The sequence below is a fragment of the Microbispora siamensis genome, assembly GCF_016863095.1.
Lineage (GTDB): Bacteria > Actinomycetota > Actinomycetes > Streptosporangiales > Streptosporangiaceae > Microbispora > Microbispora siamensis.
This window is the reverse complement of sequence record NZ_BOOF01000017.1, coordinates 217039-239192: the sequence shown is the minus strand read 5'-3', so window position 1 is coordinate 239192 and position 22154 is coordinate 217039. Positions and strand designations below refer to the sequence as shown.

Genomic DNA, 22154 nt, shown 5'->3' with positions numbered 1-22154 from the left:
GGCCTCGGCCACACAGATGTCCACATCATCCGGAAGCGGAGTCAGCGCCAACTCCTGCGCCGACTCCCGCAGCGAACCCACCAACACCCACGACGACCGGGCCTTGTCCCGACCGGCGCTGTCAGCGCCGGCGGCACCGGGCGCGCCCTCGCTCGGGTCCTGGCTTGCCTGCTCGCGAGCGGCTGAGCCCTCGGACGACCACAACGGGGAACCGGAGGTCAACCGATCCCACCAACCGTCAGAGCCATCAGAGCAGCTATCAGAGCTATTCGAACGACGAAGGCGCTCAGGATCGAGATCGAACAGATCCATCACACCTCCTCGCGGAATTCGAAATTCTGTTTTAATTCTCCCCTGCATGCTCACCTTGAGCAACCACGCGGAAGCGATTTGTTGGAGCTACAGGATCACGGGGCAGTAGGCAGGAGATCGAGCAGGGTGTGGAACACGTGGGAGAGCCCGACCGCGATGAGGACGGGAATCGCCAGGCCGAGGCAGAGAGCCAGAGCGCAGCCACGACCTCCGCCCATCGGGTTGGGAACCGGCTCCTGAGGCTCCAGCCCGTACCACAGCGATCGGGGTTCGAGGAGGAGGAACAGCATCGCGCCCACCTCTCCCACCGTGAACAGCCAGAACCAGGCCCATCTGTTTCCCAGCCTGGGCCGGCCCGTCCCGATCATGGTGAGGAGTGCGGCGAACCAGGCCCCGCCGACGAGCCAGGTCGCGCCGTGGAACGGCACGCGGAACGGCCACCCCGAGAAGAACCCTTGATGCGAGTGGGCAAGCCCGGCCTCCGGGCGGGGAACGGTGGCGTTCAGGTCGCGGAGAAGTTCGCTGGGGGTGTAGGCCCCGATCTCGGAGCGTTCGACGTGATACCAGAACAGAGGGCCCGTCGACCACCGCAGATCCATCGGGGTGCCGTAGTAGATGACGTACGTGACCTGCCCGGCCCGGAGCGCCGTGTGGAAGTCGGCGAGGGTGCGCTCGCGCGGGGTCATGCTGAGCACGGTCACCAGAGCGCCCCACAGCAGCACGACGAGCAACGCCACACGTACCCATAGCCCCGCGATTCGGTACGGAAGTCGCATGACGCGAGCTTCCCTCAGTGAGCACCGCGACGGCACCCTCTTCCGGAAGACGGCTACAGCCGGTCCTGGCGGGGCAGCACCACCTCGCGAGCCAGGAGGAGCAGGGCCGCCGCCAGCGGGATGCCGAGCAGGGCCCCGACGATGCCGAGCAGCGCCCCGCCGAGCAGGGCCCCGACGATGGTCGCCACGGGGGGCACGTCGACCGACGACTTGAACACCTTCGGGGAGATCCAGTAGTTCTCGACCTGCTGGTACACGACGAAGAAGACCACGCAGGCGATGCCGACCTGCACCGAGGAGAGGAAACCCACGCCCGAGGCCACGACCGCGCCGATGACGGCGCCCACCAGCGGGATCAGGTCGGTGACCGCGACGAAGATGGCCAGCGCGAGCGCGTACGGCACCTTCAGCATGGCCAGGAACAGGTAGGTCACCACCCCGGCGATCAGCGAGATGATCAGGTTGCCCGCGACGTAGCCGCCGATCTGGTTGATGATCTCGTCCCCGAGGAGGCGGACCCGCGTACGGCGTGAGCGGGGCACGAACCGGTAGGCCGTCTCCTTGATGGAGTTGAGCGACCCGAGGAAGTAGAGCGTGAGCACGAGCACGGTGAAGGCGCTGAACAACGCACTGATCACCACGCTCGCCACACCGAGGAGGCCGCCGAACATCTGGGTGGCCAGCCCGCCGCCCGCGACGTACTGCTGGATCTTGTCGAGGATCTGGTAGCGCTCGTCCACCGAGCGGATCAGTGGGTGGTTCTGGAGTTGCTGCACGTAGTCGGGCAACTGCCGGACGAACCCGGTCGTCTGCTCCGTGAGCGGCGGCACGACCGCGAGCCCGAAGACCACGAAGAACGCGATGACCGACCCGAACACGATCGTGATCGCGAGGCGGCGGGACAGGTTGCGCCGCTGGAGCGCCTCGACCGCGGGGTTGAGTCCGATGGCAAGGAACAGCGAGACCACGATGAGCACGAGCGCCGAGCCTGCGCTGGCGATCGCCTCGACCAGGAGCCACGCGGTGAGCACGCCCAGGGCGCCGGTCAGGCCGAACATGAACGGGTTGCTCCGCAGTGGGCGTCCCGGCCTGCCGAACGGCTGATCGGTGGCCATGGCACCGTTGACAGCGCTGTCGCCGACACCGTTGCCGACAGGATCTCCACGGTCGACGCCCGGCCGGCTCAGGCCGTCAGGGGCCGCTGAGGGGCCGGTCTGCTCCGGCGTCGTCTCCCCCTGGCCGGGGAGCGAGGGGAACACGCTGGAGATGCCGCTTCCTGGGGACAGGCCGCTGTCGGACACGCCCCCACTGCTGCCCAACCAAGGTCACTTGACACGGATTTATCCGGACAAGTCCTCCATATGGCGCTCGATCGCTCCGTTGACCTCGGCGCCCAGCAGCACGATCAGCGAGGAGAGGTAGAGCCAGAGCATGAGCACGGCCACGGCCGCGACCGCGCCGTACGTCTGGTTGAAGCGCCCGAAGCTGGTCACGAAGGCCGACAGGCCCGCCGAGACCACCACCAGGGCGGGCATGGCGAGCCCCACCCCCCAGGCGACCGACCGCCACCGCGACTCCTTGCGGCTGCCGGGGACGAACCGGTAGAGCAGCGCCAGCCCCGCCCCGATGAGCAGGACGAGCACCGCCCAGCGCGCCACCGAGACGGCCACCCGGGCCACCCGGCCGAGGCCGATGTGTCCCAGCACCACCGGAAACGCGGCGACGAGCGCCAGCAGAACCGACACTCCGGCGATCGCGGCGACCGTGTAGAACAGCGCCAGCAGGCGGGTGCCGATGAGGCCGTGACTCTCCCGACCTCCGTACACGGTGTTCAGGCCCCGCATGAGCGCCTGGACGGCCCTCGACGAGGCCCACAGCAGCCCGACGAGGCTCAGCGCGAGATTGGCGCTGAGCCCTTTCTCTCCGGTGCGCACCGCGGCGGAGAGCTGGGAGACCAGCAGGTGGGCGACGGGCCCGGGCAGCGGCCGGGTCAGCGACGCCAGTTGCCCGGCCGCCTCGCGAGGGTCGGCCACCAGCCCGTAGACCGACACCACGACCAGCAGCATCGGGAAGATCGACAGCGTCCCCCAGAAGGCGATGCCGGCGGCCAGCAGGGACAGCCGCTCCCGCTTCGCCTCCTCGCGCACCCGCCCGGCGATCCTCTTCCAGTCGTCCGCCGGCACCCTCATGACCGGTGCGACGATCGGGCGGCCCGCAGCAGCACGGCGCCGGCGAGGTAGACGGCGAGCATCGCCGCGGGCAGACCCTCCGAGCCGGCGCGCGCCGCGCCGAGCAGGCCCACGACGACCAGGCCGGTTCCCGCCAAGGTCGCGACCACCGTCCCTGCCCCCGCCCTCCCCGCGCCCGGCGCCCGGCAGGAGCCCCCACGCCTCTCCACGAAGGCGAACATGGCGACGAGGACGGCGAGGGTCGCCGTCAGGAACGCGAGCCAGGGCACACGCAGGAGCAGCCAGGCGGCCGATCCTGGAGGCGGCTGCGGCAGCAGGCCGGTGATGTAGAGGGCGGGCACGGCGATCACGACCGCGGTCATGTGCCAGAGGAACACCGTCATGATCACGGAGTTGGCCGCGACGACGGCCGTCCACGGGCGAGTACGGCGCAGCATGCGCCCGCCGCGCTCGTGCAGGAGCAGGGCCGCCCCCGTCTGCGCGACCGCCAGGGCGAGCAGCGCCAGCGTCGGCGGCGAGGTGTTCTGCAGACGGTCACCGGGATCGGCCACCATGCTCACCGGGTAGGGCCCCGGGACGGTGAGCAGCACGAGCGCCCCCAGGCCGCCCGCGATCATGGGCACGGCCACGCGGGGACGGGCGGCCAGGGCCCCCTCCCGCCAGGCGATGCCGAGCTGGTAGACCGCCGCCCAGGCCAGCAGGTAGTTGGCCGCGCCGAACACGGCCGGGCCGCCGAGCAGTCGCGCCGCGTCGCCGAACGCCACCATCACCGCGAACGTGGCCGGCACCGCGAGGCCCGCCCTGCGATGCAGCGCGAGCAGGACCGGGGTGAGCAGGACGACCGTGACGTACGCGATGAGGAACCACAGCGGCAGGCAGGCGAGCCAGACTCCCCTGCCCACGATGGCGGGGTCGGCCCCCAGGAGGACCGCGAGCAGGGCCGCGCCGCCCAGCGTGAGCAGGAACGCCGTCGTCGGGCGGAGCAGCCGGTCGGTGCGGCACAGGAACCAGCCGATCGCGTCGCCGCCCCGCCGCCGGTAGGAACCGAGCGAGGCGGCTCCCGCGAAGCCGCCCACCAGGAAGAACACCGGCATGACCTGGAACAGCCAGGTGAGCGGCCGGGCCCAGGGGACGAACGCGAGGACCGTGCCGCCGCCGACGCGATCGCCGTACGTCACGACGACGGCCAGCCAGTGCCCGAGCACCACCAGCGCGATCGCGACGGCGCGCAGCAGGTCGATGTGACGGTCGCGGCCGGGCGGCGTGCGTTCCGCCGTACGCCGCAGTGGCGTGAACATCTAGTCGCTCTGATGCTGCGGCTCGCTGATCTCCTTGACCACCGGCGTGAGCAGGTCGGCGGTGAGCTGGTGCATCTGGAGGAGCAGGTCGTCGATCGTCAGTATGCCGACCACGGCCCCCTCGGCGGCCCCCTCTTCAGCCACCACCGGGAGCCTGCGGAAGGAGTGGCGGCGGAACGTGTCGAAGGCCACCTCGACCTCGTCGTCCGCCCGCACCACCACCGGGTCTTCCGACATCACCTGGCCGACCGGCGTGTCACCGTCCTTGTCCTCCTGGGCGAGCACGCGTATGGCGAGGTCACGGTCGGTCACGATGCCGGCGATGCCCCGTCCCTCCGACACCACGACGCAGCCGACGCCCGAGTAGTCCATGTGCCGCGCGACGTCCCGCACCGGCGTGATCGGGGGGACGATGACCACCGGCGTGGACATGACTTCTTTGATCTTCATGGCCGGCTCTCCCCCTCGTACGGAAGTCCGCCCCGCTTGTGACCTTATGCCCTATTTATCCCCTCAAGTCCGAATAAACGTGGAGATGGAGGTGGTCCCCATGATCACGCTGAGCGTCATCAAGGCCGACACAGGGGGGTTCGTCGGCCACTCCGCCGTCCATCCCCGGCTGATGGCCGAGGCGCGGCGGGAGATCGAGCGGGCGAAGTCCTCCGGGCTCCTCATCGACGGCCACGTCGAAAGCTGCGGGGACGACATCTCGCTCATCATGACCCACACGTACGGCCAGGAGGCGGGGCTGATCCACTCCTTCGCCTGGGACACCTTCCAAGCGACCACCCACCTCGCCAAGGAACTCGGCCTGTACGGCGCCGGCCAGGACCTGCTGTCGGACGCCTTCTCCGGCAACCTGCGCGGCATGGGCCCTGGTTACGCCGAACTGGAGTTCGAGGAGCGGCCCTCGGAGCCGGTGCTGTGCTTCCTGGCGGACAAGACCGAGCCGGGCGCGTGGAACCTCCCGCTGTACAGGATGTTCGCCGACCCGTCCAACACCTCCGGACTGGTGATCGACGAGAAGATGCACGCCGGGTTCGCGTTCGAGGTGTACGACCTGCACGAGGACCGGCGCATCGTCTTCGACTGCCCGGCGGACCTCTACGACATGCTGATGTACATCGGCGCCCCCGCACGCTATGTGATCCACGGTGTCCGGTCCAAGACGCTGGGCATGACCGCGGCCGCGACCAGCACCCAGCGGCTGTCGCTGATCGCCGGGAGGTACGTCGGCAAGGACGATCCCGTCATGATCGTGCGCTGCCAGTCGGGCCTGCCGGCCGTGGGCGAGGCCCTGGAGCCGTTCGCCTTCGCCTACTCCGTGGCGGGGTGCATGCGCGGCTCGCACCACGCGCCGCTGATGCCGGTGGCCACCGGGCAGGCGCACCCGTCGCGGTTCGACGGCCCGCCGCGGGTGGTCGCGCTCGGCTTCCAGATCAAGGACGGCAAGCTGATCGGCCCGCGCGACATGTTCGACGACCCGGCGTTCGACGGAGCCCGGCGGCAGGCCGTCGAGGTGATGGACTACCTGCGCCGCCACGGCCCGTTCGAGCCGCACCGGCTGCCGCTGGAGGACCTGGAGTACACCACCATGACCTCCCTCACCAAGCGCCTGGCACACCGCTGGACGCCGATCACGACCGAGGTCGCGACCCCGGTCGGCGGCTGACGAAGCGGCTGAAGAAAGGGGGTCCTGCTGATGAAGGCGTCGGTCGGCGACCGCCTGATCGTCGAGAGCATCCACCGGGGCAGGGCGGGCCGCATCGGGATCGTGGTGGCGCTCTACCACACCGACGGCTCACCCCCCTACCTGGTGCGATGGCTCGACGAGGAGCGGGAGACGCTGTGCTTCTTCCCCGGGCCCGACGCCCGCGTCGAGCACTACGTCGAGCACTACTGGGAGCGGTTCCCGGAGAGCCCCTGACGACCTAACAGGGCCCACCCAGCAGGTCGCGCACCTCTCTCGGTAGCTGACCGAGCGCGTGGTCGACGACCCCCGGCGTCAGCTCCTCGTACATCACGGAGGTCACCGCCTTGGCGAGCTTGGGCACGTCGGCGTTGGCGACGCGGCCGGTGGCGGCGAAGTGGGCGGTGAACTCCTCGCGGTCCCGGCGGATCGGCACCGCCGCGGGGTCCCAGCCGTTGTAGTAGATCCCGCGCAGCAGGTCGGGCAGTTGCGCGGCGAGGTGCGCCGCGGCGGGCACCGGGAGGCCGTCGCGCACGGCGTGCAGCCAGGTCCGCAGCACGCGGTGGGCGAACTCCCGGTCCTCGGTGCCGATGGCCCCCGCGACGGCGGCCAGCCATCGGTTGGTCGTCTGCATCGTGTGGTCAAGGCTGTGCACGTGGTGGGTGGTGGACATCACGTCCTCCTCCGCTGACAGTCGCTCCATCCCACGCTGCGCACCCGGCCGCGCCCTCTACCAGGGCCGATGGTCCCTATTCTGTGGCGCGCCGCAAACAATCGACCACGTCCTCGTCGCTCGTCTGGGTGAAGTCGTCGTACCACGCGCCGATCGCGTAGAAGTGGTCGGGCGTGTCCAGGCAGACGACCTCGTCGGCGTCCCTGCGCAGGCTCGCGATCGTCTCGGGGGCGCCGACCGGCACCGCGAGCACCACCCGGGAGGCTCCGTGCGCGCGGGCCACCTGGCAGGCGGCGCGGGCCGTCCCGCCCGTCGCGATCCCGTCGTCCACCACGATCACCGTACGGCCGGCCAGGTCCACCGGCTCGCGGCCGCCCCGGAAGCGGCGGGCGCGACGCTCCAGCTCGGCCCGCTCGCGCCGCTCCACCTCGGCCATCTCGGCGCGGGTGATGTTGGCGAGCCGTACGACGTCGGGGTTCACCACCCGCACCCCGCCCTCGCCGATGGCGCCGAAGCCCAGCTCCGGCTGGTACGGCACGCCCAGCTTGCGTACGACGATCACGTCCAGGGGGGCGCCGAGGGCCCTGGCCACCTGGAACGCCACCGGCACGCCCCCTCGCGGCAGGCCGAGGACGACCGCGTCCTCCGTCCCCGGGAGGCCGCGCAACCGCTCGCCCAGGCGCAGGCCGGCGTCACGACGATCGACGAACACGACAGTCACCCCTGCCCTTCCCCTGTCTTTCACCGTCGGCCTCCGCCGCCGTCCGCGGTAGGGCCGAAGGGCCCGGGGAAGACTTGGAGCATGTCCAATCCCGGAGAGATCGACGAGCTGAAGGCCAGGCTCGACGCGACGGAACGGCAGGTGCGCTCGCTCGCCGAGGCCGTACGGGTGCTGGCGGGCGGCCTGGAGGGCGGACCGCTGGAGGAGGCCGGGCGGGCCCGGCCCGAGCATGCCGCCCGGCTCGCCCACGAACTGCTACTCGCGGCCGGCCTGATCCAGCCGGAGGAGAGCGAAGGCCCATAGACTGTCGCCGTGACCTCGACCGACCCGGCCCTCGACGGGGAGCTTCCGCGTCAGAGGCTGACCGTGGCCGAGATCGCCCACCTGGCGGGAGTGTCCGCGCCGACCGTGTCGCGGGTGCTCAACGGCCACGCGGGAGTCGCCCTGGCCACCCGGCAGCGGGTGGAGGCGGTGCTGCGGGAGCACGGCTACCGGCGCCGCGACAGCGAGCCCGCCGCGATCCTGGAGCTGGTCTTCCACGCCCTGGAGAGCCTGTGGGCGCTGGAGATCATCCAGGGTGTCGAGCAGGTCGCGCGGGAGCGCGAGCTCGCCGTGGTGCTGACCGAGATGCAGGGCCGGCTCACCCCGGGCAGGGCGTGGACCGAGCAGGTGCTCGCCCGCCGCCCCACCGGCGTCGTGGCGGTCTTCTCCGAGCTCACCGTGCAGCAGCAGTCGCAGCTCGCCACCCGCTCGATCCCCCTGGTCGTGCTCGACCCGACCGGCGAGCCGCTGCACCAGACCCCGTCGGTCGGCGCCACCAACTGGAGCGGCGGGATGGCCGCGACCCGCCACCTGCTCGACCTCGGCCACCGCCGCATCGCGATGCTGAGCGGGCCGACGCAGTGGCCGTGCTGCCGGGCGCGGCTCGACGGCTACCGCGCCGCGATGGACGCCGCGGGCGTGCCCGTGGACCCCGCGCTCGTACGGGTCAGCACCCTCTACGTGGAGGGCGGCCTGCGGGACGGGGCCGAGCTGCTGCGCCTGCCCGATCCCCCGACCGCCGTCTTCACCGCCAACGACCTGCAGGCGCTCGGCGTGTACGAGGCCGCCAGGCGGGCCGGGGTGCGCATCCCCGAGGACCTGAGCGTCGTCGGGTTCGACGACCTGTCGTTCACCCAATGGGCCGGGCCGCCCATGACGACCGTACGGCAGCCGCTCGTGCAGATGGGGGCCGCCGCCGCGCGGATGGTCCTGGCCCTGGCGGATGGCGAGCGGCTCGAACAGCATCGGGTCGAGCTCGCGACCACCCTCGTCGTACGGGAGAGCACCGCACCGCCATCCCGATAACAGTACTTTCGGCCGGTTCTGCGCGGGCGGCCGATCTCGTAGCCTCGCTGCTGTGCGTGTAGGGGGATGGGCGGCCGACGTCGGACTGGGCGCCGTGTTCGCCGCGGTGCTGGCCTTCTGGGCTTCCCGGATCGCCGGCAGCTGGGGCGGCGGCTACTGGCGGTTCGACTGCGCCGCCGGGGCGGTGGTGTGTGTGATCGCCCTGGCACGCCGGTTCGACCCGGCACGGGCGGCCGCGGCCGGTCTGGCCGTCGCCGCGACCGCCGTCCTGGCCGCCAGGTTCGCCGACCTGCCCAGCGAGCCCGGTCCCGGGATGGCCCTCGGCCTGGCCGTGCTGGTCGGCACGGCGGTCAGGGCGCTGCCGGTCCGTACGGCCTGCGGCGTGGCGGCCGGCGGGCTGGCCGTGGCCGCCGGCAGCCTGCTGACGGCGCACGCGCTCGCCGCCGGGGTACCCTCGGTCACGCTGATGAACGTCCTGGCCTGGGCCGCCGCCGTCGTGGCCGGGCTGTGCCCGCGGCTGCTCGACGCCCGCAGGCGGGCCGTCGCCGAGGGGGTGCGCCGGGCGGAACGGCTGAGGCTCGCCCGCGAGTTGCACGACGTCGTCGCCCATCACGTCACCGGCATCGTGGTGCAGGCCCAGGCCGCCCGCCTGGTCGCGCGCAAGAGCCCCGAGAAGGCGGGCGACGCCCTGGCCGACATCGAGGCGGCCGGGTCCGACGCGCTGGCGGCGATGCGCCGCGTCGTCGGTCTGCTGCGCGACCCGGACGAGCCCGCAGGACAGGCCGCCACCCCCGCGGGGCTGAGCGAGCTGATCGAGCGCTTCGAGGCGGGCGGCCGTGCGGTGCGCCTGCGGCTGCCGGGTGAGGAGGAGACGGCGACCTGGCCGCCCGAGGTGGCCGGCACGGTCTACCGGGTCGTCCAGGAGTCGCTGACCAACGTCTCCCGCCATGCCCCGAGCGCCCGTTCTGTGACGGTCAGCGTGGAGCGGGACCGCGACACGCTCACCGTCGAGGTCGCCGACGACTCGCCGCGGACCCCCTCGCGGCACCACCAGCGTGGCGGATATGGCCTGATCGGGATGCGCGAGCGGGTCGAGGCCCTCGGCGGCACGCTGCGCGCCGGGCCGCGTCCGATGGCAGGTTCGGAGTCCGGCTGGTCGGTGCTCGCCACCCTGCCCGTCCCCGGGCGTGACCGTAGATGACGATCAGAGTGCTGGTGGCCGACGACCAGGCGATGGTCCGCGGCGGCCTGCGGCTGATCCTGGAGGACCAGCCCGACATCGAGGTGGTCGCCGAGGCGGCCGACGGCGCCGAGGCCGTGGAGGCGGCCAGGCGGCTGCGGCCGGACGTGTGCCTGGTGGACGTGCGCATGCCCCGGCTCGACGGCATCGAGGTCACCCGCGCCCTGGCCGGTCCGGGCGTGCCCGACCCGCTGCGGGTGGTCGTGGTCACCACGTTCGACCTGGACGAGTACGTGTACGGCGCGCTGCGCGCGGGCGCGACCGGCTTCGTCCTGAAGGACTGCGGCCCCGCCCTGCTCGTGGAGGCCGTGCGGGCCGCCCACCAGGGGGACGCCCTGGTCTCCCCGTCGGTCACCCTGCGACTGCTGCGCCATCTGACGGCTCGTCTGCCGGACTCCGGCCGGGTGGACCATCCGCTCTCGAACCGGGAGTTGGAAGTCGTCCGGGCCGTCGCCCGGGGCCGTACGAACCAGGAGATCGCGGCAGAACTGTTCATCTCGCTGAGCACGGTCAAGAGCCACGTGGCCGGCATCCAGGCCAAGCTCGGCCTGCGCAACCGGGTCGAGGTCGCCGCCTGGGCCTGGGAGAACCGCATCACCGGCAGCGCCTGATCATCCTATTTATCAGGTTTTGTCCGTTTTCGCCTGGGCAGAAGGGAGGCAGCCGAACACAAGGAGGGTGGCAGCATGGCCGTCAGCGGCATCATCTCCGCCATAATCATCGGACTCATCATCGGCGCTCTCGGCCGGCTGGTCGTTCCGGGGCGCCAGGCCATCCCTATCTGGCTGACCGTGATCATCGGTATCGTCGCCGCTCTCATCGGCACGGCCATCGCCGGAGCGGTGGGAGTCGCCCCGTCGGGCGGGTTCGGCTGGATCCAGCTGATCATCCAGGTCGTCCTGGCCGCCATCGGCGTCGCCCTGGCCGCGGGGGTGTACCACCGACGAAGCGTCGGTTAGGCCCCTCACCCCGCCGATGGCCCCGACACGTCCGGGGCCATCGGCATGTCCGGACTTAGTGGTCTTTACGAAATCACCGACATCTGTTGATTCCCCCCGTCACGGCTCGGCGTACGGTCGTTAACCAGGGGATTTCCTGCGGGGAAGACGCGATCCGGGGGAAGTGGTCCGCGATGGACCAGGCGGTCCTTGCACGTGTTCCGGAGGTGTTCGCCCGTCGTGTGGGGCCGGCGCTCGGCCTGGCCGACGAGGCCGACGTGGTGGCCAGGGCCTGCCACGCGATGGCGACGCGCTTCCACGGCGGCGGCAGGCTCATCGTCTTCGGCAACGGCGAGGCGGCCACCGACGCCCAGCACATCTCCGTGGAGTTCGTCCACCCGGTGATCGTGGGCAAACGGGCGCTGCCGTCGTTCTCGCTCACGAGCGACGTGGCGACGATCACGGGGGTCGCCGCGACGGCGGGCCTGGAGGAGGTCTTCGCGCACCAGCTTCGCCGTCTCGCCGCGCCGCGGGACATCGCACTGGGCATCTCGCCCGACGGGGGCTGCGTGAACGTGCTCAGGGGCCTGGAGACGGCGCACCGGCTCGGGCTGCTCACGCTGGCGCTGACCGGCGGCGACGACGGCGGCCCGATCGGCCGCAGCCCGGCCGTCGACCATGTCCTGATCGCCCGCTCCGCCGACCCCCGCGTGGTCAAGGAGGTGCACGTCACCACCTACCACATCCTCTGGGAGCTGGTGCACGTGTTCTTCGAGCAGCCCGGCGTGCTGGATCCGAGGGTCATCCCATGAACTGCCACGACGAGACGTGCATCACCTGCTCGGACGAGGCGGTCGCGGTGACCGTCGTACGGCTCCTGGAGCGGGACCTCGCCCTCGTCGACACCGGCCGGGGCCGGGAGGTGGTCAGCGTCGCGCTGGTGGAGGCCGAGCCCGGCGACACCGTCCTGGTCCACGCCAAGGAGGCCATCGCGGTCGTGAGGGAGGTGAGGCAGTGAGCGACATCGAGGCGCTGTACCCCTTCCTCTACTCCGGATCCACGGACCTCGACGCGGTCATGACCTCCGTACGCCAGTCGACGGTGGAGAAGGTCGACGAGATCGTCACCCTGCGCCGGACGGTGCTGGAGCGCGACGGGGAGCGGATCGCCGCCTGCGCCGAGGCGATGGCGGAGGCGTTCGCGGCGGGGGCCCGGCTGTTCGCCTTCGGCAACGGGGGCAGCTCGACCGACGCCCAGGACGTGGCCACGCTCTTCATGAACCCCGGCCATATGAACGGGGGCGCCGCGCACCCTTTGCCGGCGTTCGCCCTCACGGCCGACATCGCGGTGGTGACGGCGCTGGCGAACGACATCGGCTTCGAGGTGGTCTTCGCCCGGCAGCTCGCCGCGTCCGCCTTCGCGGGCGACATCGCGCTCGGCCTGTCCACCAGCGGGAACTCCCGCAACCTCATCGCCGCGTTCGAGGAGGCGGAACGGCGCGGCATGCTCACGGTCGGGCTGGCCGGCTACGGCGGCGGCCAGATGGCCGAGCTCGGCACCATCGACCACCTGTTCGTGGTCCCCGCGGCCTCGGTCCACCGGATCCAGGAGGCCCAGACGACCGTCTACCACGCCCTCTGGGAGCTCACCCAGCAGGCCTTGACCCGTATGGAAGCTGGTGACGGCGATGACGGCGCCTGACGGACAGCCAGACGGACAGAAGGAGCCCGTCGTCCACATCCTGTGGATAAACGCCGGACTGAGCTGCGACGGCGACTCGGTCGCGCTCACGGCCGCGACCCAGCCGAGCATCGAGGAGATCGTGCTCGGCGCGCTGCCCGGCCTGCCCAAGGTCGCGGTCCACTGGCCGCTGATCGACTTCGAGTGCGGCCCCATGCAGGGCGCCGACACGTTCATCGAGTGGTACTTCAAGGCCGACCGAGGCGAGCTCGATCCGTTCGTGCTGGTCATCGAGGGATCGATTCCCAACGAGTCGATCAAGCGCGAGGGCTACTGGTGCGGGTTCGGCAACAACCCCGACACCGGCCAGCCGATGACGACCAGCGAGTGGCTCGACCGTCTCGCGCCCAAGGCGACCGCCGTGCTCGCCGCGGGCACCTGCGCGACGTACGGCGGCATCCACGCGATGGCGGGCAACCCGACCGGGGCGATGGGCGTGGCCGACTACCTGGGCTGGGAGTGGCGGTCGAAGGCCGGGCTGCCCATCGTCAACGTGCCCGGCTGCCCGATCCACCCGGACAACCTGTCGGAGACGATCCTCTACCTGCTCTACCAGCTCGCCGGGCAGGCGCCGATGATCCCGCTGGACCACATGCTGCGCCCCACGTGGCTGTTCGGCCAGACCGTGCACGAGGGCTGCGACCGGGCCGGCTACTACGAGCAGGGCCAGTTCGCCACCGAGTACGGCTCGCCGAAGTGCCTGGTGAAGATCGGCTGCTGGGGGCCGGTCGTCAAGTGCAACGTGCCCAAGCGCGGCTGGATCAACGGCATCGGCGGCTGCCCCAACGTGGGCGGCATCTGCATCGCGTGCACGATGCCCGGCTTCCCCGACAAGTTCATGCCGTTCATGGACGAGCCGCCCGGCGCCCGCGTCTCCTCGACCGCGAGCGAGGCGTACGGCACGGTGATCCGCGCGCTGCGGACCATCACGTTCAAGACGGTCGACAAAGAGCCGAAGTGGCACAAGAAGGGCCGCGAGCTGCTCACCGGCTACAAGGCCCCCTGGAGTTAGCGATGACCCTGGAACGCGAACTGGTCGAGATGGCCTGGGATCCGATCACCAGGATCGTCGGCAGTCTCGGCATCTACGCGAAGGTCGACTTCGCCAACCGCGAGGTCGCCGAGTGCTACAGCACCTCGTCGGTGTTCCGCGGCTACAGCATCTTCATGAAGGGCAAGGACCCGCGCGACGCCCACTTCATCACCAGCCGCATCTGCGGGATCTGCGGCGACAACCACGCCACCTGCTCGGTGTACGCCCAGAACATGGCGTACGGCGTGCGCCCGCCGCACATCGCCGAATGGATGATCAATCTCGGCGAGGCGGCCGAGTACATGTTCGACCACAACATCTTCCAGGAGAACCTGGTCGGGGTCGACTACTGCGAGAAGATGGTCCGCGAGACCAACCCGGGCGTGCTGGCGCAGGCCGAGCGCACCGAGGCGCCGCACGCGGCCGACCACGGATATCGCACGATCGCCGACATCATGCGCTCGCTGAACCCGCTGGAGGGCGAGTTCTACCGCGAGGCGCTGGCGATGAGCCGCACCACGCGGGAGATGTTCTGCCTGATGGAGGGCAGGCACGTGCACCCCTCCACGCTCTACCCCGGCGGGGTGGGGACGGTGGCGACCGTGCAGGTGTTCACCGACTACCTCACCCGGCTGACGCGGTACGTCGAGTTCATGAAGCGGGTCGTCCCCATGCACGACGACCTGTTCGACTTCGTCTACGACGCGATGCCGGGCTACGAGCAGGTGGGCCGGCGGCGGGTGATGCTCGGCTGCTGGGGCAGCTTCCAGGATCCCGAGCACTGCGACTTCGACTACCGGAACATGAACGACTGGGGCCGGAAGATGTTCGTCAGCCCGGGCATCGTGGTGGACGGGAAACTCGTCACCAACGACCTGGTGGACATCAACCTCGGCATCCGCATCCTGCTGGGCAGCTCCTACTACGACGACTGGACCGACAGGGAGCCGTTCGTCACCGAGGACCCGCTGGGCAACCCGGTGGACATCCGCCATCCGTGGAACCAGCACACGATCCCGCATCCGCAGAAGCGGGACTTCACCGACAAGTACAGCTGGGTGATGTCGCCCCGCTGGTTCGACGGGCGGAACCTGCTCGCGCTCGACACCGGCGGCGGGCCGCTCGCCCGCCTGTGGGTCACCGCCCTGTCCGGCCTGGTGGACATCGGCTACGTCCGGTCCACCGGCCACAGCGTGGAGATCAACCTGCCGAGGACGGCGACCCGGCCGGAAAAGACCTTCGAGTGGCGGATCCCCCAGCGGAACGGGGAGCTGCTGTCCAACGCCATCGAGCGCAACCGGGCCAGGACGTACTTCCAGGCGTACGCCGCCGCGTGCGCGCTGCACTTCGCGGAGCAGGCGCTGGGCGAGGTCCGCCAGGGGCACACCCAGACGTGGTCGCCGTTCACCGTGCCCGACGAGGCGATCTCCTGCGGCTTCACCGAGGCCGTGCGGGGCGTCCTGTCGCACCACATGGTGATCAGGGACGGCAGGATCGCCAACTATCACCCGTACCCGCCGACGCCGTGGAACGCCAGCGTGCGCGACTTCAACGGCACGCCGGGGCCGTACGAGGACGCGGTGCAGAACACGCCGATCTTCGAGGAGAACCCGCCGGAGAGCTTCAAGGGCATCGACATCATGCGCACGGTCCGCAGCTTCGACCCGTGCCTGCCCTGCGGCGTCCACATGTACCTCGGCCGGGGCAGGCAACTGCGCGTGGTGCACAGCCCGCACGCGTTCACGGGGACGCCATGACGTACGACGTGGCCGTGTCGGGCGAGCGGATCGAGCGGCTGCTCGGTGCGCTGGTGGACTCCGAGATCCGTGCCACGGCGGAGGAACTCCTGCGGGAGATCGTCGGCCTGTACGGCGCGGGCCTCGAACGCGTCATGGCGATCGTCACCGAGGCCGGGGCGGCCGGCGCGCTGCGCGATCTGGTGGAGGATCCGCTGGTCGCGGGCCTGCTCGTGCTGCACGACCTGCACCCGCTGACCACCGCCGAGCGGGTGCGGGCCGCGCTCGACGGCCACCCCTATGGTCACGAGGTCGAGCTGCTGGGCGTGGAGGGCGGCGTCGTACGAGTGCGCCTGAAGGGGGCCTGCGGCTGCCCCTCGTCGCGGATCGCCGTCACCGAGTCGATCGAGCGCGCCATCGCCCGGGTGGCCCCCGAGGTGGCGCGGGTGGACGTCGAGAGCCCGGTCAGGGATGCCGTGACACTCCTGCAGATCGGCAGGCGCCCGGCATGAGCACCGGCCTGCGCCGCTTCCGCGAACCGGCCCGAGCCGAGTCCGTGGAGCGGTGCGAGATGTGCGCCGAGCTCCTGGAGGGGGAGCACGGGCACGTCGTCGACCTGGAGAGCCGGGCGCTTATGTGCGTCTGCCGGGGCTGCCGCCTGCTGTTCGTCCGGCCGGGTCAGGGGCGGTATCGGGCCGTGCCCGACCGCTTCCTCTACGCGCCGTCCTTCCGGGTCTCCCCCGCCGACTGGGACGACCTGGGCATCCCGGTGCGTACGGCGTTCTTCTTCCACAACTCCTCGCTCGGCCGGACCGTGGCCTTCTATCCCAGCCCGGCCGGGGCGACCGAGTCGCTGCTCCCGCTCGCGACCTGGGAGCGGGTGCTCGCGGCCAACCCGGCGCTGGCGGAGGCCGAGCCCGACGTCGAGGCGCTGCTGGTCGACCGGGCTCCCGACGGGTCGTTCTCCTGCCATCTCGTGCCGATCGACGCCTGCTACCGGCTCGTCGGCCTCGTACGGCTGCACTGGAAGGGCTTCGGCGGCGGGCAGGAGGCGTGGGAGGCCATCGACGGCTTCTTCGCCGCCCTGCGCCGGCGGGCCCGTGTTCTGAAGGAGGTTTGACCTTGGACGATGGTCTCCGCTTCGACTGCCTGGACGCCCGGCCCGAACCGTACGCGGCCTCGCCCACGCTCGTCTTCCGCCTGCGCGTCACCGACCCCTCCCCCGAGGGCGTCCACGCCATCGCGCTGCGCTGCCAGATCAGGATCGAGCCGCACCGCAGGCCGTACGGGCCGCGGGAGGCGGCGCTGCTGGCGGACCTGTTCGGCGAGCCGGCCCGGTGGGGCGACACGCTGCGGCCGGTGCAGTTCGCCATGGCGCAGGCGATGGTGCCCGCCTTCACCGCGAGCACGGAGATCGACCTGACCGTGCCGTGCGGCTACGACCTGGAGGTGGCCGCGGGCCGGTACTTCGCCGCGCTGGACGACGGCGAGATCCCGCTGCTGCTGCTGTTCAGCGGCACCGTGCTGGCCCGCTCCGGCGGCGGGGTGAGCATGCGGCAGATCCCCTGGCACTGCGAGACCCGCCACCGCCTGCCGGTCGCGGTGTGGCGCGAGACGATCGACACCGCCTTCCCCGGTGCCGGCTGGCTGCGGCTGCGCCGCGACACCGTGCGCGAGATCCTCCGCTTCAAGTCCGAACGCGTGCTCGCGACCGTCGACGAGGCGATCGAGCTGCTCATGAAGGAGGCGGGCCGGTGACCGCGCCGATGGAGGCGGCCCGCCGCGTCGCGGACGCCGTGCTGTACGAGGGCTACCTGCTCTACCCCTACCGCGCCTCGGCCGCCAAGAACCGCATGCGCTGGCAGTTCGGCGTGCTCGTGCCGCCGAACTACCCCGGCGAGCCGTCGAGCAGCGTGACCGAGTGCCTGCTGGAGGCCCCCGGAGACGCCCAGCTCGATCTGCGCCTGCGGTTCCTGCACGTCAGGAGCAGGACGGTCGAGCGGGAGGAGGACGACGGCTACTGGCCGGTGCCGAAGCTGACCGTCGGCGGGCGCGACTACCTCAGCTTCGACGAGGCCACCGAGCGGGAGGCCCGGACCGCGGTGTCCCTGGCGCACGTGACGGCCAGGCGGTGCACGATCGAGGTCCGGGTGCCGGGCGACCGCCTCATCGAGCCCATCGACGACCCCGGCGGCGAGCGGACCGGCCGGATCGTCTGCGAGCACCAGCCGCTCGACGCGGAGATGCGGATCTCCGCCGAACGGCTGCCCGGGCCGTACGGGCTGGTCCGCCTGCGGGTCGAGGTGGAGAACACGGCCCACTGGGAGCGGGCGGACGCGCCGCGCGAGGAGGCCCTGCGCCGCTCTCTGGTCGCCGCCCACCTGTTGATCGGGGTGAGCGGAGGGGCCTTCGTCTCGCTGCTCGACCCGCCGATGTGGGCCGAGGCGGCGGCGCGGCAGTGCCGCAACGAGAACACCTGGCCGGTCCTGGTGGGCGAGCCCGGCCGCCGCGACGTCGTGCTGTCCTCGCCGATCATCCTGTACGACCACCCGGCCATCGCCCCGGAGAGCCCGGGCGACCTGTTCGACTCGACCGAGATCGACGAACTGCTCACGCTGCGCACGCTGACCCTGACCGAGGAGGAGAAGCGGGAGGCCCGGGTCACCGACCCACGCGCGGCCGAGATCCTCGAACGGGCCGCCGACCTGCCGCCGGAACTGCTCGAACGCCTCCACGGCGCCATCCGTCACCTGGAGGTCCCCGCCAGGACGACGCCGGAGGACGACGCCGTGACCGTGGCCGGGGTCCGGATCGCCAAGGGCAGCCGGGTGCGGCTGCGGCCGGGCCACCGCCGTGCCGACGCGCACGACATGTTCCTGGCCGGGCGGATCGCCCGGGTCGAGGCGGTGTTCCTCGACGTGGACGGGGTGCGCCACCTGGCCGTCACGCTGGAGGACGACCCGGGCTCCGACCTGCAGCGCGAGCAGGGACGGTTCCTCTACTTCGCGCCGGACGAGGTGGAACCCGCATGAGAACCCTGGTGGCCGGCGTGGGCAACGTCTTCCTCGGCGACGACGGTTTCGGTGTGGCGGTGGCCCGCCGCCTCGCCGACATCGGGGTGCCCGACGGGGTGGAGGTCGGCGACTTCGGCATCCGGGGCATCCATCTCGCCTACGAGCTGACCTCGGGATACGACCTCACGATCCTCGTGGACGCGATCCCGTCGGGGCGGGCCCCCGGCACGCTGTCCGTCGTCGAACCGGCACCGGAGTCCCCGACGCCGGCCCCCGGTGGATGTTTCGTGGACGCGCACGCGATGACCCCCGACGCGGTGCTCACGCTCGCCTCCGGCCTCGACCTCCCGCGGGGAGACAGAGTCCTGCTGGTCGGCTGTGAACCCGCCGACGTGTCGCCGGGGATGGACCTGAGCCCGCCGGTCGCGGCGGCCGTCCCCCAGGCCGCCGACCTCGTGCTCGAACTGATCGCACAGGAGTTCGCGGAGGAGGAACCGCGATGCTGAAACGCCTGGTCTTCGTGCTGCTGGTGACCGGGGTGGCCGTGCTGGTCGTCCAGTCGCTGCCCGACATCCGACGTTATTTGCGAATCAGAAGGATGTGACCCCGATGCACGAGTTCGGGATCGCCGAGGCCGTGGTCGACGCCGTCGAGCGCCGGGCCGACGGCAGGCGGGTGCGCCGGGCCCGGGTGCGGGCGGGCGCCCTGCTGCGCATCGCTCCCCAGGCCCTCGACCAGGCCTTCTGCCTGGCCTCCGCCGGCACGGTCGCCGAGGGCGCGACGCTCGACCTGGTCATCGAGCCCGTACGGCTCATCTGCCGGGGCTGCGGGCACTCCGCGATGTGCGCCGACCCGCTCACGATCTGCGGATTGTGCGGCGGGATCGACGTCGACACCGAGGGCGGGGACAGCCTCGTCCTCGAATCCATCCAGCTCGACCCCGACACCACTGCGGAGGCGTCCTATGTGCCTGGGCATTCCGGGCGAGATCGTGGAGATCCCGCCCGGCCAGACTGACCTCGCCAGGGTCGACGTGAGCGGGGTCCGGCGGGCCGTCAACATCGGCCTGCTCGACGGCCAGCCCCTGGGTCCCGGCGACTGGGTCCTGATCCACGTCGGCTTCGCGCTGTCGAAGATCGACGAGGCCGAGGCCAGGGCCGCGCTTGAGTTCCTGGAGGGCATCGGCCAGGCGTACGAGGACGAGCTGGCGGCTCTGCGCGACTCGTCCATAGAGAGGTGAGCGGCGGTGCGTTTCGTCGACGAGTACCGCGACGCGGACAAGGCGCGGGCGCTGTCCGCCAGGATCGCGAGCCTGTGCGAGCCGGGCCGGGCCTACAAGTTCATGGAGGTGTGCGGCGGCCACACCCACACGATCTACAAGCACGGGCTGGAGGACTACCTGCCCGAGACGATCACACTGGTGCATGGTCCCGGATGCCCGGTCTGCGTGATCCCGATGGGCCGCGTGGACGACGCGATCCACATCGCCGAACGGCCGGACGTGATCATGACGTCGTTCGGGGACATGATGCGGGTGCCGGGCGGGCGCGGGTCGTTCTTCGACTCCACGGCCCAGGGAGCCGACATCCGCATGGTCTACTCGCCGCTGGACGCCCTGAAGATCGCCCGGCGGGAGCCGGACCGCCAGGTCGTCTTCATGGCCATCGGGTTCGAGACCACCGCGCCGTCGACCGCCATGACCGTGCTGCGGGCGGCGGCCGAGGGCGTGCGGAACTTCTCGGTCTTCTGCAACCACGTGACGATCATCCCCGCGATCAAGGCCATCCTGGACTCGCCCGACCTGCGTCTCGACGGCTTCATCGGCCCCGGCCACGTCTCCACGATCATCGGCTGCCGGCCGTACGAGTTCATCGCCCGCGGCTACGGCAAGCCGCTGGTCGTGGCGGGCTTCGAGCCGCTGGACATCCTCCAGTCGGTCTACATGCTGCTGCTCCAGCTGGCGGAGGGGCGGTCGGAGGTCGAGAACCAGTACGCCCGGGTCGTGCCGTGGGCGGGCAACATCCGTGCCCTGCGGGCCGTCAACGAGGTGATGGAGCTGCGGCCTTACTTCGAGTGGCGCGGCCTGGGCTTCATCTCGCACTCGGCGCTGCGCATGCGCGAGAAGTACGCGGCGTACGACGCGGAGCGGCTGTTCGACATCCCCGGCAACCGGGTGGCCGACCCGAAGGCGTGCCAGTGCGGCGAGGTGCTCAAGGGCGTGCTCAAGCCGTGGGAGTGCAAGGTCTTCGGCACTGCCTGCACGCCGGAGACGCCGATCGGCACCTGCATGGTGTCGTCCGAGGGCGCCTGCGCGGCCTACTACAACTTCGGCCGCTTCTCCCGGCAGCGGGTGAGGGAGGCGACGCGGTGACCAGCCGTGAGGAACAGGTCCTCGAACGCATCGACCGGGCCAGGCAGCGCAAGGCCCGTGTGCGCGAGGAGCACATCACGATGGCCCACGGCGCCGGCGGCAAGGCGACCCAGACCCTGATCGAGGCGGTCTTCCTCGACGCGTTCCGCAACCCGCTGCTCGAACCGCTCGAGGACGGCGCGGTGTTCGGCGCGGGCGGCGCGCGGCTCGCGTTCACCACCGACTCCTACGTGGTCTCCCCGCTGTTCTTCCCGGGCGGCGACATCGGCGACCTCGCCGTCAACGGGACCGTGAACGACCTGTCGGTGTGCGGGGCCCGGCCGCTGTACCTGTCGGCCGGCTTCGTCCTGGAGGAGGGGTTCCCGGTCGAGGACCTGCGGCGGATCAGCGCGTCGATGGCGCGGGCCGCCGCGGCGGCGGAGGTGTCGATCGTGACCGGGGACACCAAGGTCGTGCAGCGTGGCAAGGCCGACGGCTGCTACGTCACCACGGCCGGTGTGGGACTGCTGGAGCGGGACACGCGCCTCGGCGTCGCCCACGCCCGTCCCGGCGACGCCGTCCTCGTGTCCGGCCCGGTCGGCGAGCACGGTGTCACGATCATGCTGGCCCGGGGCGAGCTGGACATCGAGGCCGACGTGACGTCGGACACCGCCCCGCTCAACGGTCTGATCGCCGCACTCCGGGCCGCTGTCGGCGAAGGGGTGCGGTGCCTGCGGGACGCCACCCGGGGCGGTGTCGCGACGATACTGAACGAGATCGCCCGCGCCTCCGGCGTCGCCGTCGTCGTCGAGGAGGACGCGGTGCCCGTACGGCCGGCCGTACGCGGAGCCTGTGAGCTGCTCGGGATCGACCCGCTCTACGTGGCCTGCGAGGGCCGGATGGTCGCGGTCGTGGACGGGGGCGCGGCCGAGTCCGCGCTCGCCGCGCTGCGGAGCCACCCGCTCGGCGAGGGCGCCGCGATCGTCGGCCGCGTCCGGGACGATCCCCCCGGACTGGTGCTGCTGAAGACCTCCTTCGGCGGCACCCGGATCATCGACGTGCTGGTCGGCGACCCGCTGCCGCGGATCTGCTGACCG

The 22154-nt window shown here is 71.3% G+C and carries 30 protein-coding genes; 22 read left to right on the top strand and 8 right to left on the bottom strand.

Translation table 11 applies throughout. From position 1 onward, the window contains the following. The 6 genes from Msi02_RS17250 to Msi02_RS17225 form a co-directional block, all read right to left on the bottom strand. On the bottom strand, positions 1-312 hold a 312-nt coding region (locus tag Msi02_RS17250; protein ID WP_204049278.1), incomplete at its 3' end, for a hypothetical protein. Between the two features lie 95 nt (positions 313-407). Further along, on the bottom strand, positions 408-1049 hold the full coding sequence (locus tag Msi02_RS17245; protein ID WP_204049277.1) for a hypothetical protein: 642 nt from the start codon (positions 1047-1049) through the stop codon (positions 408-410). A 92-nt stretch (positions 1050-1141) separates the two neighbouring features. Further along, positions 1142-2389, bottom strand: a complete 1248-nt coding sequence (locus Msi02_RS17240) for an AI-2E family transporter (protein ID WP_239108467.1) — start codon at positions 2387-2389, stop codon at positions 1142-1144. Positions 2390-2428: 39 nt separating this feature from the next. After that, positions 2429-3277, bottom strand: a complete 849-nt coding sequence (locus Msi02_RS17235) for a YihY/virulence factor BrkB family protein (RefSeq protein ID WP_204049276.1) — start codon at positions 3275-3277, stop codon at positions 2429-2431. Next, complete coding sequence (locus tag Msi02_RS17230; RefSeq protein ID WP_204049275.1) at positions 3274-4575, bottom strand: acyltransferase family protein; 1302 nt, start codon at positions 4573-4575, stop codon at positions 3274-3276. The genes Msi02_RS17235 and Msi02_RS17230 overlap by 4 nt, the downstream gene beginning before the upstream one ends. Next, positions 4576-5025, bottom strand: coding sequence for a CBS domain-containing protein (locus tag Msi02_RS17225; RefSeq protein WP_204049274.1), 450 nt, complete (start codon positions 5023-5025; stop codon positions 4576-4578). A 100-nt stretch (positions 5026-5125) separates the two neighbouring features. On the opposite strand from Msi02_RS17225, the gene fbp reads away from it, so the two are divergent. Together fbp and Msi02_RS17215 are read left to right on the top strand one after the other, a co-directional pair. Beyond that, complete coding sequence (gene fbp, locus Msi02_RS17220; protein WP_079320271.1) at positions 5126-6247, top strand: fructose-1,6-bisphosphate aldolase/phosphatase; 1122 nt, start codon at positions 5126-5128, stop codon at positions 6245-6247. Between the two features lie 30 nt (positions 6248-6277). After that, complete coding sequence (locus Msi02_RS17215; protein WP_204049273.1) at positions 6278-6502, top strand: DUF1918 domain-containing protein; 225 nt, start codon at positions 6278-6280, stop codon at positions 6500-6502. A 4-nt stretch (positions 6503-6506) separates the two neighbouring features. Here Msi02_RS17215 and Msi02_RS17210 read toward each other — a convergent pair whose 3' ends face one another. Both Msi02_RS17210 and Msi02_RS17205 read right to left on the bottom strand, forming a co-directional pair. Further along, positions 6507-6938 (bottom strand): DUF2267 domain-containing protein, encoded by a 432-nt coding sequence (locus Msi02_RS17210; protein ID WP_079320259.1) that lies wholly within the window; start codon positions 6936-6938, stop codon positions 6507-6509. Positions 6939-7014: 76 nt separating this feature from the next. Next, entirely contained in the window at positions 7015-7650 is a 636-nt protein-coding gene (locus Msi02_RS17205) for a phosphoribosyltransferase (RefSeq protein ID WP_239108466.1), read from the bottom strand. A gap of 90 nt (positions 7651-7740) precedes the next feature. On the opposite strand from Msi02_RS17205, the gene Msi02_RS43305 reads away from it, so the two are divergent. From Msi02_RS43305 to hypE, 20 genes are all read left to right on the top strand, one after another. After that, positions 7741-7962 carry a hypothetical protein gene (locus Msi02_RS43305; RefSeq protein WP_239108465.1) on the top strand — a complete coding sequence of 74 codons (222 nt, stop codon included), beginning with the start codon at positions 7741-7743 and terminating at the stop codon, positions 7960-7962. 9 nt (positions 7963-7971) lie between these two features. Then, complete coding sequence (locus Msi02_RS17200) at positions 7972-9006, top strand: LacI family DNA-binding transcriptional regulator (RefSeq protein WP_079320257.1); 1035 nt, start codon at positions 7972-7974, stop codon at positions 9004-9006. 52 nt (positions 9007-9058) lie between these two features. Beyond that, entirely contained in the window at positions 9059-10207 is a 1149-nt protein-coding gene (locus Msi02_RS17195) for a sensor histidine kinase (protein WP_239108464.1), read from the top strand. Further along, on the top strand, positions 10204-10857 hold the full coding sequence (locus Msi02_RS17190) for a response regulator (RefSeq protein ID WP_204049271.1): 654 nt from the start codon (positions 10204-10206) through the stop codon (positions 10855-10857). Before Msi02_RS17195 ends, Msi02_RS17190 begins: the two co-directional genes overlap by 4 nt. Before the next feature lie 75 nt (positions 10858-10932). Beyond that, on the top strand, positions 10933-11205 hold the full coding sequence (locus tag Msi02_RS17185; RefSeq protein WP_204049270.1) for a GlsB/YeaQ/YmgE family stress response membrane protein: 273 nt from the start codon (positions 10933-10935) through the stop codon (positions 11203-11205). A 173-nt stretch (positions 11206-11378) separates the two neighbouring features. Then, entirely contained in the window at positions 11379-11996 is a 618-nt protein-coding gene (locus Msi02_RS17180) for a D-sedoheptulose-7-phosphate isomerase (RefSeq protein WP_204049269.1), read from the top strand. Beyond that, positions 11993-12202, top strand: a complete 210-nt coding sequence (locus Msi02_RS17175; RefSeq protein ID WP_079320252.1) for a HypC/HybG/HupF family hydrogenase formation chaperone — start codon at positions 11993-11995, stop codon at positions 12200-12202. Before Msi02_RS17180 ends, Msi02_RS17175 begins: the two co-directional genes overlap by 4 nt. Beyond that, positions 12199-12885, top strand: a complete 687-nt coding sequence (locus tag Msi02_RS17170) for a D-sedoheptulose-7-phosphate isomerase (protein WP_239108463.1) — start codon at positions 12199-12201, stop codon at positions 12883-12885. The genes Msi02_RS17175 and Msi02_RS17170 overlap by 4 nt, the downstream gene beginning before the upstream one ends. Beyond that, the gene (locus Msi02_RS17165; RefSeq protein ID WP_193205588.1) at positions 12872-13936 is read left to right on the top strand and encodes an NADH-quinone oxidoreductase subunit B family protein; all 1065 of its coding nucleotides are present in this window, start codon (positions 12872-12874) and stop codon (positions 13934-13936) included. Before Msi02_RS17170 ends, Msi02_RS17165 begins: the two co-directional genes overlap by 14 nt. Before the next feature lie 2 nt (positions 13937-13938). Next, the gene (locus tag Msi02_RS17160) at positions 13939-15714 is read left to right on the top strand and encodes a nickel-dependent hydrogenase large subunit (protein ID WP_204049268.1); all 1776 of its coding nucleotides are present in this window, start codon (positions 13939-13941) and stop codon (positions 15712-15714) included. Beyond that, positions 15711-16205, top strand: coding sequence for a NifU family protein (locus Msi02_RS17155; protein ID WP_239108462.1), 495 nt, complete (start codon positions 15711-15713; stop codon positions 16203-16205). Before Msi02_RS17160 ends, Msi02_RS17155 begins: the two co-directional genes overlap by 4 nt. Next, the gene (locus Msi02_RS17150; protein ID WP_204049267.1) at positions 16202-16813 is read left to right on the top strand and encodes a DUF5947 family protein; all 612 of its coding nucleotides are present in this window, start codon (positions 16202-16204) and stop codon (positions 16811-16813) included. Before Msi02_RS17155 ends, Msi02_RS17150 begins: the two co-directional genes overlap by 4 nt. Positions 16814-16815: 2 nt before the next feature. Next, positions 16816-17451: a DUF6084 family protein gene (locus Msi02_RS17145; RefSeq protein ID WP_204049266.1), complete on the top strand. Its 636-nt coding sequence runs from the start codon at positions 16816-16818 to the stop codon at positions 17449-17451. Then, positions 17448-18725, top strand: coding sequence for a hypothetical protein (locus Msi02_RS17140; RefSeq protein WP_204049265.1), 1278 nt, complete (start codon positions 17448-17450; stop codon positions 18723-18725). The genes Msi02_RS17145 and Msi02_RS17140 overlap by 4 nt, the downstream gene beginning before the upstream one ends. Further along, positions 18722-19213: a hydrogenase maturation protease gene (locus Msi02_RS17135; protein WP_204049264.1), complete on the top strand. Its 492-nt coding sequence runs from the start codon at positions 18722-18724 to the stop codon at positions 19211-19213. Before Msi02_RS17140 ends, Msi02_RS17135 begins: the two co-directional genes overlap by 4 nt. Beyond that, positions 19207-19311, top strand: a complete 105-nt coding sequence (locus Msi02_RS44540) for a DUF6893 family small protein (RefSeq protein WP_372974768.1) — start codon at positions 19207-19209, stop codon at positions 19309-19311. The genes Msi02_RS17135 and Msi02_RS44540 overlap by 7 nt, the downstream gene beginning before the upstream one ends. Before the next feature lie 5 nt (positions 19312-19316). Continuing rightward, positions 19317-19724 carry a hydrogenase maturation nickel metallochaperone HypA/HybF gene (locus Msi02_RS17130; protein ID WP_193205594.1) on the top strand — a complete coding sequence of 136 codons (408 nt, stop codon included), beginning with the start codon at positions 19317-19319 and terminating at the stop codon, positions 19722-19724. Continuing rightward, positions 19699-19947: a HypC/HybG/HupF family hydrogenase formation chaperone gene (locus Msi02_RS17125; RefSeq protein ID WP_373308274.1), complete on the top strand. Its 249-nt coding sequence runs from the start codon at positions 19699-19701 to the stop codon at positions 19945-19947. The genes Msi02_RS17130 and Msi02_RS17125 overlap by 26 nt, the downstream gene beginning before the upstream one ends. A gap of 6 nt (positions 19948-19953) precedes the next feature. Further along, positions 19954-21078 (top strand): hydrogenase formation protein HypD, encoded by a 1125-nt coding sequence (gene hypD, locus Msi02_RS17120; RefSeq protein WP_139579948.1) that lies wholly within the window; start codon positions 19954-19956, stop codon positions 21076-21078. Continuing rightward, on the top strand, positions 21075-22151 hold the full coding sequence (gene hypE / locus Msi02_RS17115) for a hydrogenase expression/formation protein HypE (RefSeq protein WP_275414149.1): 1077 nt from the start codon (positions 21075-21077) through the stop codon (positions 22149-22151). Before hypD ends, hypE begins: the two co-directional genes overlap by 4 nt. Positions 22152-22154 lie beyond the last annotated feature (3 nt).

Excerpts from the sequence above, each read along its gene's own strand:
- Msi02_RS17150 (WP_204049267.1), top strand. The coding sequence starts at position 16,202 with ATGAGCACCGGCCTGCGCCGCTTCCGCGAACCGGCCCGAGCCGAGTCC.
- Msi02_RS17230 (WP_204049275.1), bottom strand. The coding sequence starts at position 4,575 with ATGTTCACGCCACTGCGGCGTACGGCGGAACGCACGCCGCCCGGCCGC.
- Msi02_RS17155 (WP_239108462.1), top strand. The coding sequence starts at position 15,711 with ATGACGTACGACGTGGCCGTGTCGGGCGAGCGGATCGAGCGGCTGCTC.
- Msi02_RS17135 (WP_204049264.1), top strand. The coding sequence starts at position 18,722 with ATGAGAACCCTGGTGGCCGGCGTGGGCAACGTCTTCCTCGGCGACGAC.
- fbp (WP_079320271.1), top strand. The coding sequence starts at position 5,126 with ATGATCACGCTGAGCGTCATCAAGGCCGACACAGGGGGGTTCGTCGGC.
- Msi02_RS17225 (WP_204049274.1), bottom strand. The coding sequence starts at position 5,025 with ATGAAGATCAAAGAAGTCATGTCCACGCCGGTGGTCATCGTCCCCCCG.
- Msi02_RS17210 (WP_079320259.1), bottom strand. The coding sequence starts at position 6,938 with ATGTCCACCACCCACCACGTGCACAGCCTTGACCACACGATGCAGACG.
- Msi02_RS17185 (WP_204049270.1), top strand. The coding sequence starts at position 10,933 with ATGGCCGTCAGCGGCATCATCTCCGCCATAATCATCGGACTCATCATC.
- Msi02_RS17215 (WP_204049273.1), top strand. The coding sequence starts at position 6,278 with ATGAAGGCGTCGGTCGGCGACCGCCTGATCGTCGAGAGCATCCACCGG.
- Msi02_RS17160 (WP_204049268.1), top strand. The coding sequence starts at position 13,939 with ATGACCCTGGAACGCGAACTGGTCGAGATGGCCTGGGATCCGATCACC.
- Msi02_RS17180 (WP_204049269.1), top strand. The coding sequence starts at position 11,379 with ATGGACCAGGCGGTCCTTGCACGTGTTCCGGAGGTGTTCGCCCGTCGT.
- Msi02_RS44540 (WP_372974768.1), top strand. The coding sequence starts at position 19,207 with ATGCTGAAACGCCTGGTCTTCGTGCTGCTGGTGACCGGGGTGGCCGTG.
- Msi02_RS17235 (WP_204049276.1), bottom strand. The coding sequence starts at position 3,277 with ATGAGGGTGCCGGCGGACGACTGGAAGAGGATCGCCGGGCGGGTGCGC.
- Msi02_RS17165 (WP_193205588.1), top strand. The coding sequence starts at position 12,872 with ATGACGGCGCCTGACGGACAGCCAGACGGACAGAAGGAGCCCGTCGTC.
- Msi02_RS17190 (WP_204049271.1), top strand. The coding sequence starts at position 10,204 with ATGACGATCAGAGTGCTGGTGGCCGACGACCAGGCGATGGTCCGCGGC.
- Msi02_RS43305 (WP_239108465.1), top strand. The coding sequence starts at position 7,741 with ATGTCCAATCCCGGAGAGATCGACGAGCTGAAGGCCAGGCTCGACGCG.
- Msi02_RS17130 (WP_193205594.1), top strand. The coding sequence starts at position 19,317 with ATGCACGAGTTCGGGATCGCCGAGGCCGTGGTCGACGCCGTCGAGCGC.
- Msi02_RS17175 (WP_079320252.1), top strand. The coding sequence starts at position 11,993 with ATGAACTGCCACGACGAGACGTGCATCACCTGCTCGGACGAGGCGGTC.